The following is an 18,643-nucleotide window of genomic DNA, read 5'->3' on the forward strand; positions in this document are numbered from 1 at the left end:
CGCTAGGAATAGCCGTTCGTTGCTTAGGCACAGGGAGTATGCTCTTTTTAGTAAAAAGACGCTTCACTAAAAAGGCTCCATTTTAGCGTGGTGAGTCAGCTTGTAAAGCACAAAAAAGCCCGCTGCGAGCGTTTTAATTTATAGTCCGGCTAAGGTTCAATGGCAACTATTATGAGGCCAACTAAAGCATTGGCTTCTGTTTTGGTCAATTGAGCAAAAGTGGTAAGGCAGGTTACCGCAGATGGTAGCTTCGGGTTTACCTTCGCCCTGAATTGACTTATTCTTATAAAATGAAAAGAGGGATACTATTCATTGCTACTTTGTCTTGTCTTGCGCTTTCCGTTTACGCCCAGGCCCCGAGTAAGGAGCTGGCGGCGGCAGTGATGAAAAATAACTCCAGCGCCGTCGAAACGCTGCTGACGGCCGGGGCTAACCCCAATGCCGCCTTGGAGATAGTGCCGGGCTTCCCAACCACCTACCTTATCACTGCCGCCGGCAATGGCAGCCTCGACCTGGTGAAGCTATTGCTCAAGTACAAAGCCCAGGTAAACCAGCCCGATGGCTTCAAGGCTACGGCCCTGATGGCGGCGGCCGGCAAAGGCAACAAGGCAATGGTGGAACTGCTGCTGGCCAGCGGGGCCGATGCCAAAGCCAGGGATGACGATGGCAAAGATGCCCTGACCCTGGCCAAAGAGAACAGCCATCCCGAAGTAGTGGCGGTGCTGGAAAAGCTGAAGTAGCCGCAGCCGGGAAACCGGGCCTCAAAATTCAAAAGCCGCCCCAGCAAGGCGGCTTTTTTAGGTCGGAAAATGCCGCCCCAGGCTATGTTTGTGCCCGACTTAGCCCGACTGCCTGATGCTCTGCCTCACCCGCGTTACTTCCGACGACCCCGACTTTCAAGCGCTGGTGCGGCTGCTCGACCACGACTTGCGGGTGCGCGACGGGGCCGACCACGCGTATTACGCGCAGTTTAACAAGATTGACCTGATTAAGCACGCGGTAGTGGCGTACCTGGACAATGAGCCGTGGGCTGCGGGGCCATCAAGGTCTTCGATGAGGAAGCCATGGAGGTAAAGCGCATGTTTGTGCAGCCCGCGCACCGGGGGCAGGGGGTGGCGTGGGCCGTACTAACCGAGCTGGAGCGCTGGACCCGGGCGCTGGGCTATGTCGCCTGCGTGCTCGAAACAGGTAAAAAGCAGCCTGAAGCTATTCGCCTTTACCAAAAATGCGGCTACGCGCTCACGCCCAACTACGGCCAGTACGTAGGCGTCGATAACAGCGTGTGCATGCGCAAGATGGTGCCGGCCTAATCAAAACGCGGCAAGCGGTCTAGTGCCAGCCCTGTACCTCGGTGCCGCCAAATACGGGTCGCTTTATCAGGGCCCACATGCGGTCGTAAAACGGGTCGGTGAGGCTGGCCTCGTCCAGCGTCCGGAGCTGCGCGGGGCTAAGCTGCACTTCCAGCGAGGCCAGGTTATCCAGCAGCTGCCCGACCCGGCTGGCGCCCAGGATAAGCGAGCTGATACCGGGCTGGGCCGAGGCCCAGGCCAGGGCTACCTGGGCCAGCGGGCGGTCCAGCTCGGCCGCGACCAGCCGCAGGGCGTCGAGCACCCGCCAGTTGTGGTCCGTGAATTTCATGTTGCCGAAGGGGTTGGGGCCGCTGAGGCGACCTTCGCCGCTGGCCGTATTGGGCGTGGCTGCGCGCTCGTACTTGCCCGCCAGAAAGCCGGCCGCCAGCGGGCTCCACGGTGTGAGGCCCAGGCCCAGGTCGCGGGCGGCGGGCACGTATTCGCTCTCGATGCGGCGGGCCACCAGCGAGTATTCCAGCTGCAAGGCCACGGGGCCGGGTACACCGTGCGCCTGAGCCAGCGTAGCGACCTTGGCCACGTACCAGGCCGGTACGTTGGAGAGACCAAAGTAGCGGATTTTGCCGGCCCGCACCAGGTCGCCCAGGGTCTGGAGAACTTCCTCGGCAGGCGTAACCGCGTCCCAGGCGTGCAGCCAGTAGAGGTCAAGATAATCGGTTTTCAGCCGGCGCAGCGAGCCTTCGAGGGCCCGGTGAATGTTCTTGCGCCCGTTGCCGCCCGCGTTGGGGTTGCCGGGCTGAGGATTAAAGCCAAACTTGGTCGCCAGCACCAGCTTATCGCGCAGGCCCCGGGCGTGCAGGTAGCTGCCCGTCAGCTCCTCGCTGCGGCCCCCGGCGTACACGTCGGCAGTATCGATAAAATTGCCCCCTGCATCCACGTAGGCGTTGAAAACAGCCTCGGATACCTCGTCGGACGAGCCCCAGCGCGGGGTGCCGAAAGTCATAGTGCCCAGGGCCAGCGGGCTCACCACCAGGCCGGAGCGGCCCAGGGTGCGGAAGGAGGTAAGATTCATAAACTGAAAGGGTAGGGTGGTGCAGATTGCGCAGCCAGAGCGTTACGTGGTTGCGGCGCAAAGGTCCGGGCAGGTTGCCCGGCTGCGACTAAACAACTAGTAGCTTCTACAACACAAAACCCGGCTACAGGCGCTATTAACAGCCGGATGGCTTGAAACCGGGGCTACCATCCCGAATGAGGTTTTTTTACGCCGCTGGCGGGTCGATTCGGCCGGCCAGCCAGCGCCCGGCCCGGCGTAGAAGTTCGGCCGCCGGCAGCTGGTCGCCTCGCTAGTCCTAGTTTTGTATTGTTTTAGCAAGCTCAGGGCCTGGTAAAACTACTTTTATGCGCCAGTACCACGCTCTCCTTCAACAAATTCTCGACCACGGCACGCTCAAAACCGACCGCACGGGCACGGGCACGCTCTCCATCTTTGGCCCGCAAATGCGCTTCAACCTGGCCGAGGGCTTTCCGCTGGTCACGACCAAAAAGGTACACCTGAAGAGCATTATCCACGAGCTGCTGTGGTTTTTGCGGGGCGATACTAATATTGCCTACCTCAAAGAGCACGGCGTAACCATCTGGGACGAGTGGGCCGATGCCAGCGGCAACCTCGGCCCGGTGTACGGCTACCAGTGGCGCAGCTGGCCCGACGGCCACGGCGGCCACATCGACCAGATTAGCCAGCTGATTCAGCAGCTGAAAACCCAGCCCGACTCGCGGCGCATGGTGGTAAGTGCCTGGAACGTGGCCGACCTGCCCAAAATGCAATTGCCGGCCTGCCACGCGCTGTTTCAGTTTTACGTAGCTGAGGGCCGGCTCTCGTGCCAGCTCTACCAGCGCTCGGCCGACGTATTCCTGGGTGTGCCGTTCAACATTGCCAGCTACGCGCTGCTCACGCTGATGGTGGCGCAGGTAACGGGCCTGCAGCCCGGCGAGTTTATCTGGACCGGCGGCGACACCCACCTCTACAGCAACCACCTCGACCAGGCCCGTCAGCAGCTAGCCCGCGAGCCGCGCCCGCTGCCTCAGATGCGCATAAATCCGGACGTGACCGATATATTCTCATTTCGCTATGAAGACTTTCAGCTGGAAAGCTATGACCCCTGGCCCGCAATAAAAGCGCCGGTGGCCGTGTAGGGCGGGCGGCGGTTCGGTAAGCGCGCCGAGCAGTTCAGCCTGCTGCCGCAGCCGTTGGGCGATTAGGGTTGTATTGTCAGGGTAATAAGCTAAATTTGGATAGCAGTTCTCTGTTATCGCACCTTCTTATTCTGCAATTACCCTAATAGTATGTCTACCCTTATCAGCGCGCCCTTATCTGTAGAAGACCGCGCATATATTGCCCTCTACGCCTTGCAACTGAGGCAAGCTTCCCGGCAAGCTATCTTGGCGGCTCACGGCCTCACGGAAGCCGACTTGCAGCAGCATCGTGCCGGCTGGGAAGAGTTGCAGGCTCACCACGCCGACCGCTCCCGGCCGTTGCCCCGCCCCGAATAAAAGCCGGTAGCCGGCAGGGTTTATCTTAATAATGCTTAATATTAATATATTAAATAATTTAGTAGTATAGGATGTAGTAGTCCACGTTAAGAAGCCGCAAGCACGGACTACAACCTCTGCGCTCCTTAATATTACCCCAGCCACGGGGAAGCTACCCGCGCCGACTTAGCGTATTTAATGGACAGCAAGCCTGACTTTTAGCGTCTATTCAAGATAAGGTAGCCAGTAAATTGGTTACCAGTGGGTTGTTGGTTGAGTATTTCTTAGTTTGAATGCTGTGAATGACCCGTATGGCGGCGACATTGGCTGTAAAAGCCGCGTCGGCGTCGAGCAGGTCGGCGGGGCTGAACAGGCCTTGCTGGCAGCGGATGCCCAGCGCCAGCGCGGCTTGCTGCACGGCCGCCCGGCGCACGCCGGCCACGCAGCCACTGGCCAGGGCGGGCGTAAATAGTACCTCGTCCTTCACCCAAAAAATGGCCGCCGCGCCGGCTTCGGCCACGTGGCCGGCCGCATCGCAGAGAATAATCTCGTCGAGCCCGCGCTGCTGGCGCTCGTGGGCGGCCCGCACGTAGAGCCATGCCTGCGGCCCTTTGCAAAAGCTGAGCGGTGAAAATACAGTCTGGGTTTGCTGTGCAAAGTCAACCTGTTGCAGCGGCGAGTTGTCGGTGACGAATGGCTCGGCGGTAGCCAGCCATTCGACGGCATCGGTAGGCGGGGTGTAGCGGCCTCTGCCCGCGCGCCACAATTGAAGGCGCAGGCGCCCGGCGGGTAGCTGATTGGCCACCGCCAGCTGCGCCAGGGTGGTTTCCAGCGCTTTGGTTGTTGCCAGCGAGTGGGGCAGCCGCAGGTAGAGCGCGGCCGCCGCCTGCTGCATGCGGGCCAGGTGGCCGGCCGGGTAGCGCAGGCCCCCATTGCTATAAACAAGGGTTTCGAAAAACCCATCTCCAAAAGCCAGCCCCGGTTGGGCAGCGGCAAGGCAAAACCCTCCTGGAAATGAAGTTGGCCGTTATAAAGCAGCATGTAGTAGTGGTGCCAGGGTAATGAAGTACGTAGCGCAGTTTGGCCGTCGGGATACAGCCTAGGGGTAGCGTGATTGTTGCGAGCGCCCCGTAGCTGGTTTTGGTGCGCGCTCGCAACGGCCACGCTTCCAGTAGTCTGAATGCGAAACTGTGCTGCTCGCTACCCACACAATTTAGCACTCCGTATACGAGCCAGGGGTAGCAGGCGGATTGAGCCGGGCGCGACAAGTGCTGCGGCATGGTGCAGGACGCTACAGCGCCAGCTGGTCCCAGAACACAACCTCGCCGCCTTGCTGGCGCACAAACTTGACGCCGCCATCCTGCGAAACGACGATGACCAGGCTGGCCGAATCGGCAAGGCACAGGCGATAAGCGGCGCGGTGGCGGGTGCCGCCCCGGTCGGGCGCCTCGGCCTGCAGGGTAGTGGCCTCCATGTTGAGGGCGCGGTACACCCGGTTGCTGGGAATCAGGGGCGCGTGAATTTCGGCCCCAAAGCCAATGATTTCGAGATTCTTGGTGACCACCAGCGCGCCGTCGACGGCCATAAGGTCGGCCAGCAGGTCGGCAAAATGGTCGACTTCATCGGCCAGTGCGTGCAGACTGGCATCGGTAGCTTGCAGGTAGTGGGTCCAGCTCTCGAGGCCCAGCGCCGCCATCCGCCCGGTGATAGTGGCCAGCAGGTCGAGAAAAATAGGCCGGGCTGTAGTGCCCTGCATGCGGTATTTGGGGCGCAGCTGGCCGGTAAGCTGGCTGTGCTCGGCGGTGCTTCGGGTCGGAATCAGTACCAGCATGCCACCGTGGGCATCGAGGCGCACCCGGTTGATGCTGCGGCGCATGATGTGCAGCGCCAGCGAGCTGGCCAGGCTATTATAGGCCTCGTTGCTAAAGCCAGCAGTATTCCCGGCGTCACTACGGCCAAAGGGAGAGCTGTCGGTGAAGTGCCCGCGGGCCCAGGCTTCGGGAAACTGCACAAAGCCGTGGCCTTCGATGCGGCCCTGCTGCAAAGTAAGAATGCGGCTGGCGCCGCAGTAAAACACCAGGTTGCCAGGGCCGCGCACGTGGACGAGCAGGGCCGGCGGCAGGTTTTCGGCGGCCGTAAGGGTGCTCTCAGGGCTGCGGTCCCACTCGTGGCGGGTCAGCATCATGCCCCAAATCAGCAGGTTGTTGTCCGGAGTCTGGCTCACGGCGAGCAGGTTGCCGGGGCGGCGCACGGTGGGGCTCAGGCGGCGCACTTCCTGCTCGTCGCAGGGGCGCGGCAGCGAAAACCGCAGCACGTGAAACATCGTGGGGCCGTCGTGCCAGGCCCGCAGCTCATCGCTAGGCGCAAATACCAGGTGGCAGCGTACGGGCCGGCCTTCTTCACTAAGCAAGCTGGCCTGATAAGCCACCGAGATAAGCTGGGTGAGCAAGGCCGGCTCGGGCAGGCCGCCTTGCCGGGCCGGCCAGCGGGCTTGCAGCGCCAGGGCAATATCCTGCGGATAATAATGGGTGTCCATACTGGGCCAAAGGTAGCCCGCGCGCTATCGGCCGGCACCCGGAGCGCTAAGCGAGCGCAAACTTCTTGCCCGGCAGCGCCCGCACCACGCCCCGAAACTCCAGCGCCAGCAGCCGGGAGGCCACGGCATGAATCGGCTGCTGAGCTTTCCAGGCCAGGGTATCCATCTGCTCTTCGCGGCCGGTGGCGGCGGCCAGCACCGTAAGCAGGGCAAACTCTTCGGCCGTAAAGTCAGCGGCGGAGTAGGAGGGTGCCGGCTTAAACTTGCCCGTCTGGTGCAGGGCCGCGTCCCAGTTGAGGAGCTGCACCAGGTCGAGCGGCTCGGCGTAGAGCGCGGCCTTATGGCTTTTAATGAGGGCATTGCAGCCGGCCGATGCGGCCGAGCCCAGGTTGCCGGGCACGGCCAGCACGTCGCGGTCGTAGCTCAGGGCCAGCTCGGCCGTGATGAGCGCCCCGCCTTTGGCGGCGGCTTCTACCACCACCGTGCCATCGGCCAGCCCGGCAATAATGCGGTTGCGCTGCGGAAAGTTGTAGCGGTCGGGCTGCGTGCCAAAGGCAAACTCGGTGAGCAGCCCGCCTTGCTCGCGCATTTTCTCGGCCGTTTTGCGGTGGGCAGCCGGGTAAATGATGTCCAGGCCGGTCGCCATCACGCCCACGGTGGCCAGGCCTTCCTGCAAGGCGGCGCGGTGCGCCATAATATCAATGCCGTAGGCCAGGCCACTGATAATCAGCGGCTCGTGCGGCAGCACGCCCTTGACAATGCGCTCAGTTTGCTCGCGGCCGTACTCCGTGGCCTGGCGCGTGCCCACCAGCGCCAGCGTTTTGGGCGCGTTGAGGTCGGCCGTGCCCTGGTAGTACAGCAGCACGGGCGCATCGGGAATAAGCTTGAGGCGGGCCGGAAATTTCCTGCTCGTATAAAACAGGATGTCGATGCCTTCTTTCTCAGCTTTCCGCAGGCTGCTTTCGGCCTGGCTTAAGGCCTGGCCGCGCTCGGGGCCGGTTAGTATTTTAACGGTGGCGTCGCCCACGCCGGGAATGCGCCGCAGCTTGCCGGGCGGCAGGTGCAGCACGTTTTTGGCCGACGAGCCGTAGCTCATCAGCTGCCGCGTCAGCTGCGGGCCAATGCCGGGCAGCAGCGTCAGGGCCAGCTCGTAGTAGAGGTCGTCGGTCATGTAGCGCGTAGCTATTCTGTAAAGAGCGTCCTGCTCCTCTGGCGTCCGCTTGCCGAAGTATGCCGCGTGCCGAAGTAAGCTAATCGTCTCCGATAAAGACTGATGAATTAATTAGAAGGGTTTGCAAGCCGGCAGCCCGCTACGGGCCCAGACCCGGAAATCGCTCTAAGCGTACAATCGCGCCGATAAACAGCAGATTTTTTCATGGGCGTAAAGTTACTACTTCACCAAAGATACATGTCTGCTAGACGCGAGATAGGAAGTTGCCCCTGGTGCCCGTAACAGCACATTTCAACTACCTCTGGATGGATAATTTAGCCCGCAGGGACGCGCTGCGCCGCCGCCGAAGCTAGCATGTTTATGCGATACCGCTGCATTGGGCCAGAGGCTACCTTTGCAGCTGGTGTTTGCTGTACCTATAATGTTGAGAGCAAGCAGCTTTTATTTTTTTTCAGATGGCTCACACCCTACCTTTCTTTCGAGTGGCACTGCTGCTGGCAGTAGTTGGTAATTTCTTAACTGCTCACGCGCAAGGCGTAGGCATTGGGGGCACGCCGAATGCCTACGCCGCACTGGATATCATCAGCACTACAAAAGGGCTACTGTTGCCTCGCCAGACAAATGCCCAAATGTTGGCGCTTTCGCCGGTAGCCGGTTTGCTGGTGTACAACACGGACTTGGCCGGATTCTATGGCTATCAGGCTGTCAAGGCGGCTAGCTCAATTAGCCAGACTGCAGCATCTTCTACCAGCGGTGTTAGCTTGAATCAGCTCCAATACAGTGGCTCGGTATCACAAACCTTTACTGCCGTGGCTACAGGTGTCGATTACGTGACGGTTTACGCCTTTCTCACTGGCTTTGGCATTGGTAGTGCTTCGTCCGGCAGCGTGGCTCTTTTACAGGCTACATTCACCATTAAGAACGCTGTAGGAACGGTGCTCGGGTCTGCAAATGGCAGCTTTCCGGTATCCACTGATTCTACGCCAATAACCCTGAACTTCCCCTCTTATGGGCTGGTAGTCGGCCAGACATACACGCTGACGGTCACCCGGCAGGACAACGGTACGGCTGGGTTTGCCCTTTATTATTCTCCCGCTAACCCTTATTCCGGGGGAGCGCTTTCCGGCTATACTGGAGCCGACTTGAAATTCCAACTTGGCTCCAATGGCCACACAGCAGGCTGGGCCCTATTGGTAAATTAAAATTTATATATTTATTCAACCTAACAAATAAGCCTTGTTGATTGACAGCCAGGGATTTTTATTGCGAACCTGTTTAGGAAGTGTCCAGCAACTAAAAAAGACCGTCATGCTGAGCTTGTCGAAGCATCTCTACCGCTTCGTTGAGCGGCTCGGTTGAAGCGGTAGAGATGCTTCGACAAGCTCAGCATGACGGTCAAGATGGGATTTTTGACTTCCTAAACAGCTTCTGCTTCAGAGGTAGGGTTTGCAAAGCACTTACTCGGCTTTCTGCGCCGCGTCAATCTCCTTCTTGAGGTTCGCCAGAAAGCCGCGCACTTTTTCCAATGACTGAATCACGTCAATCTTGTCCTTAAGCTGGCCGCCTTTCTGCTTCAGCATCTCGCGGGCGCCGGCAATGGTGTAGCCGCGCTCTTTTACCAAATGGTAAATAGTGCGAAACGTGTCCACGTCGGCCTGGGTGAAGAGGCGGTTGCCCTTCTTGCTTTTGCGCGGGTTCAGCTCCTCAAACTCGGTTTCCCAGAAGCGAATGAGCGAGGTAGCCACGCCAAACTGCTCGGCTACCTCGCCGATGGTGAAATATTGCTTGGTAATGTCGCGCTCTTTGTAGGGCATAGGAGTCGGGGAGGGGCAGCTAAAGGGCCGCCCGGCGAAATTAATGTATCTGGTACTGCTTGCTAATCTCGTCATAAAGCGGCAGCAAGTCGTTGGCCTTGCCCTGCTTGTCAAACACGGCCTCCCAGGTATTGAGTGGCTCCCAGATAAAGCTGCCCTTGCCCCGGCCGCCCGGCACCGAAAATACGGCGGCGTTGACTTCGCGCTTGCGCTCAGAATATTCAACCACCACTATGTCTTGCGGATAGCGCCGGGCCAGTTGGTTCAGGTTGGCGGTGAGGTCGGGGATGGTGCCGTGCCATTTGGGGTAATACGACTCACCAATGACGTCAAAATCAACCTTATGCGCCTGCATACGGTCGAGCCAGGCATTAGAAAGGGCCGCCTGGCCGCCGAGGGCGATGTGCAGCATCACCAGCGTTTTCGGGTTTACTTCGCGCACGGCGCTGGCCCCGGCCTGGGCCAGCCGGGCCAGGGTGTCGTAGCGCGCCAGGCTATCGGAGAGCTGCACCTGGGCATCGGGCCAGAGCATGCCATGGTTGATTTCGTTGCCCACCTGCACCATGTCGGGCAGCGTGCCCTGGGCTTGCAGGGCCAGCAGCACTTCTTTGGTATAGTCGTGCACCGCCTGCGCCAGGGCCGGGCCGTGCAGCTCGCGCCAGGCCAGGGGCTTAAACTGCTTCTGCGGGTCGGCCCAGGTATCGCTGTAGTGGAAGTCGAGCAGCAGCTTCAGCCCGGCCTGCTTCACGCGCTTGGCCATGGCCAGGGTGTGCGGCAGGTCGCAAAAGCCTTTATGCGGCGAATAGCCACTGTCGGCCGCCGGATTATTGAAAATCCGCAGCCGGATGTAGTTGATATGGTGGTCTTTCAGAATCTGAATGGCATCCTTTTCCACCCCTTTATCCGAGAACTTCATCCCGCGCGCCTCCAGCTGGGGCAGAAAGGAAATATCGGCCCCCAGCACTTTCCCCAGGTGCGGCCGGGCCGCGCTGGCTCTGGACTGCTTAGCAGCCTGCGCGTGCGCTGGCTGCGCCAGCGCCGCGCCTGCCAGGCCAGTCAGCAGGCATAAAGTAGAGAAGCGATTGGGCAGCGTACGCATGGCCGAAAGGCAGAAAGTAAAATATTAAATAAAAACTATATAAAGTCCCGGCTTAACCAGCCTGAACCAGCCGTTTCGCGCTACTGTTTTGGAAAGCTACCTTTGCAGCGCCGCCGGCCCGCAAATGTGGGCCGTTTTTTTTAAAGTTATGTCGCTCCCCACCGCTTCGCACGTCCGTCAGCAGTTTCTTGATTTTTTTGCCAGCAAGGGGCACCACATCGTGCCTTCGGCCCGCTCGTGGTGAAAGACGACCCCACGCTGCTGTTTATCAACAGCGGCATGGCTCCGTTCAAGGATTACTTCCTGGGTAATAAGCCCGCGCCCTACAAGCGCATTGCCGATACCCAGAAGTGCCTGCGTGTGAGCGGCAAGCACAACGATTTGGAGGAGGTAGGCTACGATACCTACCACCACACCATGTTTGAGATGCTGGGCAACTGGAGCTTTGGCGACTACTTTAAGAAGGATGCCATCAACTGGGCCTGGGAGCTGCTCACGGAAGTATATAAGCTGGAGAAGGACCGGCTCTATGTGACGTATTTTGAGGGTGATGCCGGCGATAATACCGGCCCCGACACCGAAACGCAGACCCTGTGGCGGCAGTACACCACCGACGACCGCATCCTGCCGGGCAACAAAAAGGATAATTTCTGGGAGATGGGCGATACGGGTCCGTGTGGTCCGTGCACCGAAATTCACATCGACCTGCGCTCGGATGAGGAGCGGGCCGCCAAGCCCGGCCGCGAGCTGGTCAACGCCGACCACCCGCAGGTAGTTGAAATCTGGAACAACGTGTTCATGGAGTTCCAGCGCCTGGCCGACAAGTCGCTCATCAAGCTGCCCGCCCAGAGCGTGGACACCGGCATGGGCTTCGAGCGCCTGATGATGGCCGTGTCGGGCGTAAAATCGAACTACGATACCGATGTATTTCAGCCCCTTATCCGGTTTATTGCCCAGGAAGCGGGCGTGGAGTACCACGGCACTTCGCCGGCCACGGTCACCGACCTGCCGGCTACTGAAAACGAAAAAACTGACATCGCCATCCGGGTGCTGGCCGACCACATCCGGGCCATTGCCTTCACCATTGCTGATGGCCAGCTGCCCAGCAACGTGAAGGCCGGCTACGTGATTCGGCGCATTCTGCGCCGGGCCGTGCGCTACGCGTTTTCGTCGCTCAATCAAAAGCAGCCCTTCCTCTACAAGCTCGTGCCGGTGCTGGCCGACCAGATGTCCGGCATCTTCCCCGAGCTGAAAGCCCAGCAGGCGTTCGTGACGCGGGTAATTGAGGAGGAGGAAATTGCGTTTCTGAAGACCCTGGAATCTGGACTGAATATCATAGAACACTGGATTTCCACTTATTATGAGCCTGCAAGGAAAACGGCCCTAAATAATGGTCAAGACCCTGAAGGAGTACGAATTAATATAGATGGTGAGAAAGTGTTTATTCTTTCCGATAGATATGGCTTCCCCAAAGATTTGACTCAGTTAATAATTAGAGAAGATTCTAATCGGGCTATGCTTGCGGAGAATTGGGAAGAGCAGTTTAATTTCTTTCTAGAAAAGCAGAAAGCCGGCTCGCGCAACGCCCAGGAAACCGAGCAAAGCGACTGGGTAACGGTGCGCGACGCCGATACCCCAACGTATTCGTGGGCTACGACCTGGACGAGGCTACCGCCCGCCTGCTGCGCTACCGCAAAATCGATAAGAAGGGCAAAACTGAGTACCAGCTGGTGTTCGACCAGACGCCCTTCTACGCCGAGAGCGGCGGGCAGATTGGCGATACCGGCTACCTGGAAAGCGACCTGGAAAAGGTGCGCGTCATCGACACAAAAAAGGAAAACGACCTGCTCATCCACACTACCCTGGAGCTGCCGCAGGAGCTGAGCGCCGAGTTTATCGCCCGGCCCGACGCGGGGCGGCGCACGCTCATCCGCAACAACCACACGGCTACTCACCTGCTGCAAGCTGCGCTGCGCCAGGTGCTGGGCGCGCACGTGCAGCAGAAAGGCTCATTGGTAAATGAGAAGCTGCTGCGCTTCGATTTCTCGCACTTCACCAAAGTGACCGATGCCCAGCTGCGCGAGATTGAGCAGCTGGTGAACGAGCGCATCCGCCAGCAGATTCCCCTCGTGGAGCGCCGCAATGTGCCCATTGCCGAGGCTAAGAACCTGGGGGCCATGGCCTTGTTTGGCGAGAAGTACGGCGACTTCGTGCGCGTCATTACCTTCGATAAGGATTACTCGGTGGAGCTGTGCGGCGGCCTGCACGTCGCCAATACGGGTAGCATCGGCTACTTTAAAATCACGGCTGAGAGCGCGGTAGGGGCCGGCGTGCGCCGCATTGAGGCCGTAACGGCCGCCGCCGCCGAAGCCTACGTCGACCAGCAGCTCGAACTGCTGACCCAGGTGCGCGAAGCGCTGGGCAACCCCCAGCACCTGCTCACCAGCCTCGACAAGCAAACCGAGGAAATCGCGGCCCTGCGCAAGCAGCTGGAAGGCTTCGCCCAGCAAAGCCTCAACCAGCAGAAAACCCAGCTCGCCGCCCAGATTAAAGACCTTAACGGTCTCAAATTCCTGGCCGCTCAAGTGCAGGCTACCAGCGCCGACGACCTCAAGAAGCTTGCCTACGACCTGCGCCAGACTACCCCAAACCTCGTGCTGGTGCTCGGGGCCGAAATCGACGGCAAGCCCCAACTGGCCGTGATGCTCGACGACGACATCGCCAAAGCTGGTCGGCTCAACGCGACCACCCTGGTGCGCGAGCTGGCCAGGGAAATTCAGGGCGGCGGCGGCGGCCAGCCTTTCTTCGCCACCGCCGGCGGCAAAAACGTGGCTGGCTTAGGCGCCGCCATCGCCAAGGCCGAGGCTTTAGTAGCGAAAACCATCTAGCCCGGTTTTCTCTGAAGCTGTTCAGGAAGTCCTTGCAGCTTGCCTGAGCAGCCGCCCATTTTAAAGCAGAAAATGCCCATTAAACCAGGTTTAATGGGCATTTTTATAGGCTTTCAGTCCATTGGCCCAAGCCTAGGAAGCGTGAGCGCCTGCATTTAGTCGTTTAGCCTATCCAACGCCGAGCCGCTGTCGCGGACTTACCTAGTCTGCGCTACTGGCCCCGGCCGCTACGCGGAGTGCGAAACGGCTCCAACTAAATTTCAGTATATTTCAAATTAAAGCAAAGCCCTGATGAAACAAGTCTGTTGGTTGCCCGCCGGGTTGCTGGTAGGAGTACTCGGGCCATGACCCCAGCCACTAAGCGCGCGGCCATCCCGCCCGAAATACTGCTCTGGCCCCACGGAGCCCCCGGCCCCAAATCCCTCGCCACGCCGGAAGTAGTGCGCCTGACTGACCAGGGCGACCGGGTTCTGACCCATATTCAACAGCCGTCAATCACACCCTTCCTGCCAGCGGGGACAAACAACACCAGGATTGCTGTTGTCGTCATCCCCGGCGGGGGCCACAGCGAACTCTGGATGAGCCACGAAGGCTATTCCCCGGCCGAGTGGTTCGCGTCGCAGGGCATCGCCGCCTTCGTGTTAAAGTACCGCCTGGCGCGTGAACCCAATTCGCCCTACACCGTGGAGCAGGATGAGCTTGCGGACGTGCAGCGGGCGCTGCGGCTGGTAAAAAGCCGCGCCGCCGACTGGCAGCTCGACACGGCCAGGGTCGGGGTGCTGGGGTTTTCAGCGGGCGGCGAGCTGGCGGGTCTGGCAGCCATGCGCTTTACCCCCGCCAGCCCGCACGCGCCCGACCCAGTGGACCAGCAAAGCGACCGGCCCGCTTTTCAGGTGCTGCTTTACCCCGGCAACAGTGGCCGCCTGGAGGTTACCCGCCACTCGCCGCCGGTCTTTATTGCGGGGGCTTTCACGACCGCCCCGACATTGCCCAGGGCATGGCCCAGCTTTACCTGAAGTACCAGCAGCTGCAGGTGCCCGCCGAGCTGCATATTTATGCCGGGGTCGGCCACGGCTTTGGCCTGCGCAGCACCAATGAAGCCGCCGTGGCTGACTGGCCCCGGCAGGTAAGGCTCTGGCTACGGGAAATAGGCATCCTGAAAAAGTGAGGTCGACGAAGCCAAACGAGCTCAGCCTGGTGACCTGGCTCACGGCCGCCGGCACCAACCTTACAAGCCGCCCCGACGAGCCCCTGCTGACTCCTGCTGTCTGTGCCAGGTGTAAATAGTAGCGCTCAGAACTCGCCCGTACCGTCCGATTCAAGTGAGTGGCGTACCGGGGAAGCTAATGTCCGTAGCTCACTACCCGCGCAACACGCCATACCCCCTTTTTGCTGCCAGAGCATCGTAAATTTGAACGTGCCGTTGTAACGAGAACCCCTGACCCCTTACCTATGGTTTTCGCAACTCCTAATTCCCTGAAGACCGTCTCCGTTACGGCCTTGTACCAGCCGTTGGCGGCTGCCTAATCCCCACTGCTTACTCCACCAGCAGCTTCTGACCGGTGCTACCTGCGCCGCGCAGCACGTACACGCCCGGTGCTAGACCGCGCACGTCTAGGGTGGCTTCGGTGGCCCCGGCGGCTACGGGGTAACGGCGCCGTGTGCAGCCCAGGGCATCGCAGAGCACGAGGGTAGTGGCCGGGGTGCCGGCCGGTAGCTGCACGGTGGCCGTGCCGTGGGCTGGGTTGGGGTAGAGCCGCAGAACCGCTGGCGCAGCCCCGGCCAGCGTAGCCGTGACCGTCGTCACGGTGAAGAGCAGCCCGTTGCTGGTGCCGCTGGGCGTGGTCACGGTGACTAGGCCTGTGGTGGCCCCCGTGGGCACGTTCAACACAATGCTGGTGGCCGAACTGCTGGTGAAGCTCGCGCTGGCTACTGTCGTGCCGTTGAAGCTAACACTGGTGGCTGCCGTCAGGTTGGTGCCCGTGATGGTGAGGCTCGTGCCCACCGGGCCGCTCGTGGGGCTGAGCAAAGTCAGCGTAGGGGTTAGGGTGTAGCGCCCAAAGAAGTTCATAACCTTGCTGCCATCGCCCACGGCCGAAAAGTCGCCCCCCGCATAGAGATACCCTCCCTGCGCTGCCAGCACATGCACTTGAGCGTTAGTTCCGGTGCCGAGCACACTCCAGGTGGTGCCATTCCACTTGGCAATGTTGACGGCCGCTATCCCGCCCACCGTGGTGAACTGCCCCCCGCGTACACGTTGCCGCTGCCATCCAGCGCCAGCGCTCGCACGCCGCCGCTGTAGATTTCCATGCCCGCACCCATTACCGTCCAGCTGGTGCCGTTCCACTTAGCAATGTAGCTGGCCGCTACCCCGCCCGCCGTGGTGAAGTCGCCTCCCGCGTACACGTTGCCGCTGCCATCCACCGCCAGCGCTCGCACGGCGCTGTTGGTGCCCGTTCCGAGCGGCGTCCAGGCGCTGCCGTTCCACTTGGCAATGTAGCCGGCCGTTACTCCGCCCACCGTGGTGAACTGGCCGCCCGTGTACACATTGCCGCTGCCATCCACCGCCAACGCATACACGCTGCCGTTGGTGCCCGCTCCGAGGGCGGTCCAGGTGGTGCCGTTCCACTTGGCAATGTTGACGGCCGCTACCCCGCCCGCCGTGGTGAAGTCGCCTCCTGCGTACACGTTGCCGCTGCCGTCCACTGCCAACGCATATACGATGCCGTTGGTGCCCCGCAACGTAAAGCCATCGGCCCAGTTGGCATCGCCAGCGCCGGTGGGGCGCTGCACCTGGGCGGGCCGAAACACCGGGTGGCCGTCGGGGCCGTGGTCATGGCGAAGCCCGCCGCATCGAACGAGCCGTAGGCCCCGGGCCGCAGAGTGCCATCCGGGGTGAGAGCAGCAGCCAGTGGCGTAGCGGCCGGGCCGGCCGTGGCACCCGGGCCAGGGGCGGTCCGGGCAGTGCCCACACGCAGGCTCAGCAAGAGGGTGAGCAGCAGCCGGCGCAATAAGGAAAAATGTTTCATGGAAAAGAATGAAAAAGCTAAGGCAAAGAAAAAGAAGGGGATGAACTGAGGTGGTCGAGTAAAAACAGACAGTGCGAAGTCTTACCTGCCACTGCCCATGCCCGACAACAGTAATCCGAGCGGCTCGCCGCTGACTCGCAAGAAATATACGCCGGCTTTCAAAGCCGAGTGCGTGCGTCAAGTGGCCGCTGGCGCCCGGCAAACCGACGTGGCCCGCGCTCAGGGCCTGTCACCCGCCTTGCTTGGCCGCTGGCAGCGTCCCGCGCTAGCTGAGGCTGTACCCAGCAGTGCAGAGCGCGAAGAGATGAAGCGTTTGCGTGCGGAGTTTAAACGGGTGGAACAGGAGCGCGATATGTTAACAAAATCGTGACCATCTTTGCGCAACCGCCTCATTCATGAGTCGTTACCAGTTCATTGAGCAAGCCGCTACTACCGAGCCCGTGCAGATACTCTGCCGTGTGCTAGAGGTCAGCGCCGCCGGCTACTACTAGTGGCGGAGCCGGGCAGCGCGTCCAACACCCGCTTGGGAGCCGGCGGCCACCGTCTTTTCACGCTATGCCCAGCGCTATGGAACCCGTCGCCTGCGGGCAGAATTGCGCGCGGAAGGGCACGCCGTTGGGCGCTATGCCCTGCGCAGTTGGCTACGTCGCCACGACTTGCGGGCGCTGAGCACTCTGCCGCAGCACCCCCGCACCACGGTAGCTGACCCAGCAGCGGTCGTGGCCGAAAATCTGCTCCTCGGCCAGCCCGCGCCCAATCAAGTGTGAGTAGAGGACATCACCTATCTGCCGCTGGTGGGCGGGCGCTGGTGTTACCTGGCCACCTGGCGGGATACCTACTCGCGGCGCGTAATCGGCTGGCACCTAGACCAGCACAGGCCCACTGAGTTGGTGTCCACGGCCCTGGAGCAGGCCCTGACGCTGCGCCAGCCAGCTCCTGGCCTGCTTATCCACGCCGACCGCGGCAGTCAATACACCAGCGCGGCTTGCCGGACACGCATCGAAAAAGCCCAGGCACTGGCCAGCTATAGCCGGCCGGGAAACCCCTACGATAACGCCCAGGCTGAGGCAGGCTGAAGCACGCTCAAAACGGAATTGCTCCCGCAGGTGGTGCCATTGCCAGCCTCGAAGAGACCCGTTTAGAAGTAGCCTACTATCTATCCAGAAACTGCTCCACCACCGTGCGGTACTTGGCGGGCTCCTCAAACCAGGGAAAATGACCGCTCTGCTCGAAAAAAACAATCTTGGCCCCCGGAATCGCCTGTTGCAGACGCCAGGCGGTGAGCGGGGCCACGTTCATATCGAAGCGCCCCGTTAGTACCAGCGTGGGAAACGTGAAGCCGGCCAGTTTCGGCGTGAAGTCTGCCTTGCCGGCATCCTCTCCCACGGCCTGCCCCACCGCCGGCTCCAGACCCACGTTGTGGATGGAGCCGAGCTTCTGAAAGTACAGGTCGCGCTGCGCCGCCGAATAAAAGAGCAGGTTAAAATGGGTGCGCATGCCGGCCTCAGCGGCTTCCTGCGTCACGACCGCCGGCTGTTTTTGCTGGTTCTCGGCGGCCATCGTCTCCGGAAAAACCTGGTCAAAAAGGTGCACAAGGGTATTGAGATTGCTGCCCGCCGCATCCGAAAGGATGAGCTTGGCCACGTGCTCGGGGTAAGCACTGGCGTAGGCAATGCTGAGCAGCCCCCCGTAGGAATCGCCCAGCAGCAGCACTTTAGGCAGGTTCAGTCCCTTGCGCACGGCCTCCAGGTCGGCTACCTGCGCCGCCAGCGTTTGGGGGGCGCCGGCCTGCACGGGCTTGGAAGCGCCCGTGCCCCGCTGGTCGTAAAATATCACCCGGCGCTTTTGCGCCAGCTGCTTCCACACGTCAGTGGGCAGCAAGTAGGCATGGGAAAGGCCGGGCCCGCCGTTCACAACCAGCAGCGGCAACGCGCTGCTACTGGCCCCGAACGTTTCGTAGCCGAGCGCCACCTGCTCGGTCGGTATTTTACCTACTTGATGGGGGAGGGCCTGCCCGGCGGCCAGCGTCGGCCAGGCCAGCAGCAGAAAGCGCAGGAACGCCGGGTAGCCGGCTGGATAGCTCATTCGAAACAACTTCATCGATAACGCGGGAAAGGCCGGGAAAACTATATGCCCCGGTGCCGACTAGTTGGGGCAAGGTAGGCAGACGACTCCGAAAATTCCAGGCGCGGTGTCGGACTCGCTGTCCAGTAGCGCGCGTTGCTATGCTGAGCACTCGCGGACTAAAAGTCCGCGCTACTTGACCAGCC

20 protein-coding genes and 1 pseudogene are annotated in these 18,643 nt (G+C 60.7%); 12 read left to right on the forward strand and 9 right to left on the reverse strand.

Annotation, left to right across the window (positions count from 1 at the left end; all coding sequences use genetic code 11):
- Positions 1 to 320 precede the first annotated feature (320 nt).
- The 3 genes from GKZ67_RS07490 to GKZ67_RS24485 all read left to right on the forward strand — a co-directional run bounded on the left by GKZ67_RS07490 (position 321) and on the right by GKZ67_RS24485 (position 1,310).
- On the forward strand, positions 321 to 740 hold the full coding sequence (locus tag GKZ67_RS07490) for an ankyrin repeat domain-containing protein (RefSeq protein WP_173241772.1): 420 nt from the start codon (positions 321 to 323) through the stop codon (positions 738 to 740).
- Positions 741 to 855: 115 nt separating this feature from the next.
- On the forward strand, positions 856 to 1,074 hold the full coding sequence (locus tag GKZ67_RS24480; RefSeq protein WP_317172263.1) for a hypothetical protein: 219 nt from the start codon (positions 856 to 858) through the stop codon (positions 1,072 to 1,074).
- On the forward strand, positions 1,026 to 1,310 hold the full coding sequence (locus GKZ67_RS24485; RefSeq protein WP_317172264.1) for a GNAT family N-acetyltransferase: 285 nt from the start codon (positions 1,026 to 1,028) through the stop codon (positions 1,308 to 1,310). Before GKZ67_RS24480 ends, GKZ67_RS24485 begins: the two co-directional genes overlap by 49 nt.
- Before the next feature lie 19 nt (positions 1,311 to 1,329).
- On the opposite strand, the gene GKZ67_RS07500 is transcribed toward GKZ67_RS24485, so the two are convergent.
- Positions 1,330 to 2,379 carry an aldo/keto reductase gene (locus tag GKZ67_RS07500; protein ID WP_173241773.1) on the reverse strand — a complete coding sequence of 350 codons (1,050 nt, stop codon included), beginning with the start codon at positions 2,377 to 2,379 and terminating at the stop codon, positions 1,330 to 1,332.
- 326 nt (positions 2,380 to 2,705) lie between these two features.
- On the opposite strand from GKZ67_RS07500, the gene GKZ67_RS07505 reads away from it, so the two are divergent.
- Together GKZ67_RS07505 and GKZ67_RS07510 are read left to right on the forward strand one after the other, a co-directional pair.
- Entirely contained in the window at positions 2,706 to 3,500 is a 795-nt protein-coding gene (locus tag GKZ67_RS07505; RefSeq protein WP_173241774.1) for a thymidylate synthase, read from the forward strand.
- Between the two features lie 150 nt (positions 3,501 to 3,650).
- Positions 3,651 to 3,857, forward strand: a complete 207-nt coding sequence (locus GKZ67_RS07510; RefSeq protein ID WP_173241775.1) for a hypothetical protein — start codon at positions 3,651 to 3,653, stop codon at positions 3,855 to 3,857.
- Positions 3,858 to 4,065: 208 nt separating this feature from the next.
- On the opposite strand, the gene GKZ67_RS07515 is transcribed toward GKZ67_RS07510, so the two are convergent.
- From GKZ67_RS07515 to dprA, 3 genes are all read right to left on the reverse strand, one after another.
- Entirely contained in the window at positions 4,066 to 4,812 is a 747-nt protein-coding gene (locus tag GKZ67_RS07515) for an aminotransferase class IV (RefSeq protein ID WP_173246553.1), read from the reverse strand.
- A gap of 315 nt (positions 4,813 to 5,127) precedes the next feature.
- Positions 5,128 to 6,372, reverse strand: coding sequence for a putative sensor domain DACNV-containing protein (locus tag GKZ67_RS07520; protein WP_173241776.1), 1,245 nt, complete (start codon positions 6,370 to 6,372; stop codon positions 5,128 to 5,130).
- A gap of 46 nt (positions 6,373 to 6,418) precedes the next feature.
- On the reverse strand, positions 6,419 to 7,543 hold the full coding sequence (gene dprA / locus GKZ67_RS07525) for a DNA-processing protein DprA (RefSeq protein WP_173241777.1): 1,125 nt from the start codon (positions 7,541 to 7,543) through the stop codon (positions 6,419 to 6,421).
- Between the two features lie 455 nt (positions 7,544 to 7,998).
- On the opposite strand from dprA, the gene GKZ67_RS07530 reads away from it, so the two are divergent.
- Positions 7,999 to 8,745, forward strand: a complete 747-nt coding sequence (locus GKZ67_RS07530) for a hypothetical protein (protein WP_173241778.1) — start codon at positions 7,999 to 8,001, stop codon at positions 8,743 to 8,745.
- Between the two features lie 255 nt (positions 8,746 to 9,000).
- Here the strand turns inward: GKZ67_RS07530 and GKZ67_RS07535 are convergent, their stop codons facing one another.
- Both GKZ67_RS07535 and GKZ67_RS07540 read right to left on the reverse strand, forming a co-directional pair.
- The gene (locus tag GKZ67_RS07535) at positions 9,001 to 9,357 is read right to left on the reverse strand and encodes a MerR family transcriptional regulator (RefSeq protein WP_173241779.1); all 357 of its coding nucleotides are present in this window, start codon (positions 9,355 to 9,357) and stop codon (positions 9,001 to 9,003) included.
- 40 nt (positions 9,358 to 9,397) lie between these two features.
- Positions 9,398 to 10,456 (reverse strand): arabinogalactan endo-beta-1,4-galactanase, encoded by a 1,059-nt coding sequence (locus GKZ67_RS07540; protein WP_173241780.1) that lies wholly within the window; start codon positions 10,454 to 10,456, stop codon positions 9,398 to 9,400.
- Between the two features lie 148 nt (positions 10,457 to 10,604).
- On the opposite strand from GKZ67_RS07540, the pseudogene alaS reads away from it, so the two are divergent.
- The 3 genes and pseudogenes from alaS to GKZ67_RS07555 all read left to right on the forward strand — a co-directional run bounded on the left by alaS (position 10,605) and on the right by GKZ67_RS07555 (position 14,512).
- Positions 10,605 to 13,344 (forward strand): annotated as a pseudogene (alaS, locus tag GKZ67_RS07545) (alanine--tRNA ligase).
- A 344-nt stretch (positions 13,345 to 13,688) separates the two neighbouring features.
- Complete coding sequence (locus GKZ67_RS07550; RefSeq protein ID WP_173241781.1) at positions 13,689 to 14,360, forward strand: alpha/beta hydrolase; 672 nt, start codon at positions 13,689 to 13,691, stop codon at positions 14,358 to 14,360.
- On the forward strand, positions 14,342 to 14,512 hold the full coding sequence (locus GKZ67_RS07555; protein ID WP_173241782.1) for a hypothetical protein: 171 nt from the start codon (positions 14,342 to 14,344) through the stop codon (positions 14,510 to 14,512). Before GKZ67_RS07550 ends, GKZ67_RS07555 begins: the two co-directional genes overlap by 19 nt.
- A 369-nt stretch (positions 14,513 to 14,881) precedes the next feature.
- Here GKZ67_RS07555 and GKZ67_RS07560 read toward each other — a convergent pair whose 3' ends face one another.
- A complete protein-coding gene (locus tag GKZ67_RS07560) occupies positions 14,882 to 15,574 on the reverse strand; it encodes a T9SS type A sorting domain-containing protein (RefSeq protein ID WP_217278707.1) in 693 nt (230 codons plus the stop codon).
- A complete protein-coding gene (locus GKZ67_RS07565; RefSeq protein ID WP_173241783.1) occupies positions 15,562 to 16,155 on the reverse strand; it encodes a hypothetical protein in 594 nt (197 codons plus the stop codon). The genes GKZ67_RS07560 and GKZ67_RS07565 overlap by 13 nt, the downstream gene beginning before the upstream one ends.
- A 315-nt stretch (positions 16,156 to 16,470) precedes the next feature.
- On the opposite strand from GKZ67_RS07565, the gene GKZ67_RS07570 reads away from it, so the two are divergent.
- The 3 genes from GKZ67_RS07570 to GKZ67_RS07580 all read left to right on the forward strand — a co-directional run bounded on the left by GKZ67_RS07570 (position 16,471) and on the right by GKZ67_RS07580 (position 17,449).
- A complete protein-coding gene (locus tag GKZ67_RS07570) occupies positions 16,471 to 16,743 on the forward strand; it encodes a transposase (protein WP_173241784.1) in 273 nt (90 codons plus the stop codon).
- A 223-nt stretch (positions 16,744 to 16,966) separates the two neighbouring features.
- Complete coding sequence (locus GKZ67_RS07575; protein ID WP_254245123.1) at positions 16,967 to 17,140, forward strand: hypothetical protein; 174 nt, start codon at positions 16,967 to 16,969, stop codon at positions 17,138 to 17,140.
- Between the two features lie 27 nt (positions 17,141 to 17,167).
- Positions 17,168 to 17,449: a DDE-type integrase/transposase/recombinase gene (locus GKZ67_RS07580; protein ID WP_173241785.1), complete on the forward strand. Its 282-nt coding sequence runs from the start codon at positions 17,168 to 17,170 to the stop codon at positions 17,447 to 17,449.
- Positions 17,450 to 17,525: 76 nt separating this feature from the next.
- Here GKZ67_RS07580 and GKZ67_RS07585 read toward each other — a convergent pair whose 3' ends face one another.
- The gene (locus tag GKZ67_RS07585) at positions 17,526 to 18,473 is read right to left on the reverse strand and encodes an alpha/beta fold hydrolase (protein ID WP_217278708.1); all 948 of its coding nucleotides are present in this window, start codon (positions 18,471 to 18,473) and stop codon (positions 17,526 to 17,528) included.
- Positions 18,474 to 18,643: the final 170 nt, after the last annotated feature.

This window comes from Hymenobacter sp. BRD67 (assembly GCF_013256425.1).
Lineage (GTDB): Bacteria > Bacteroidota > Bacteroidia > Cytophagales > Hymenobacteraceae > Hymenobacter.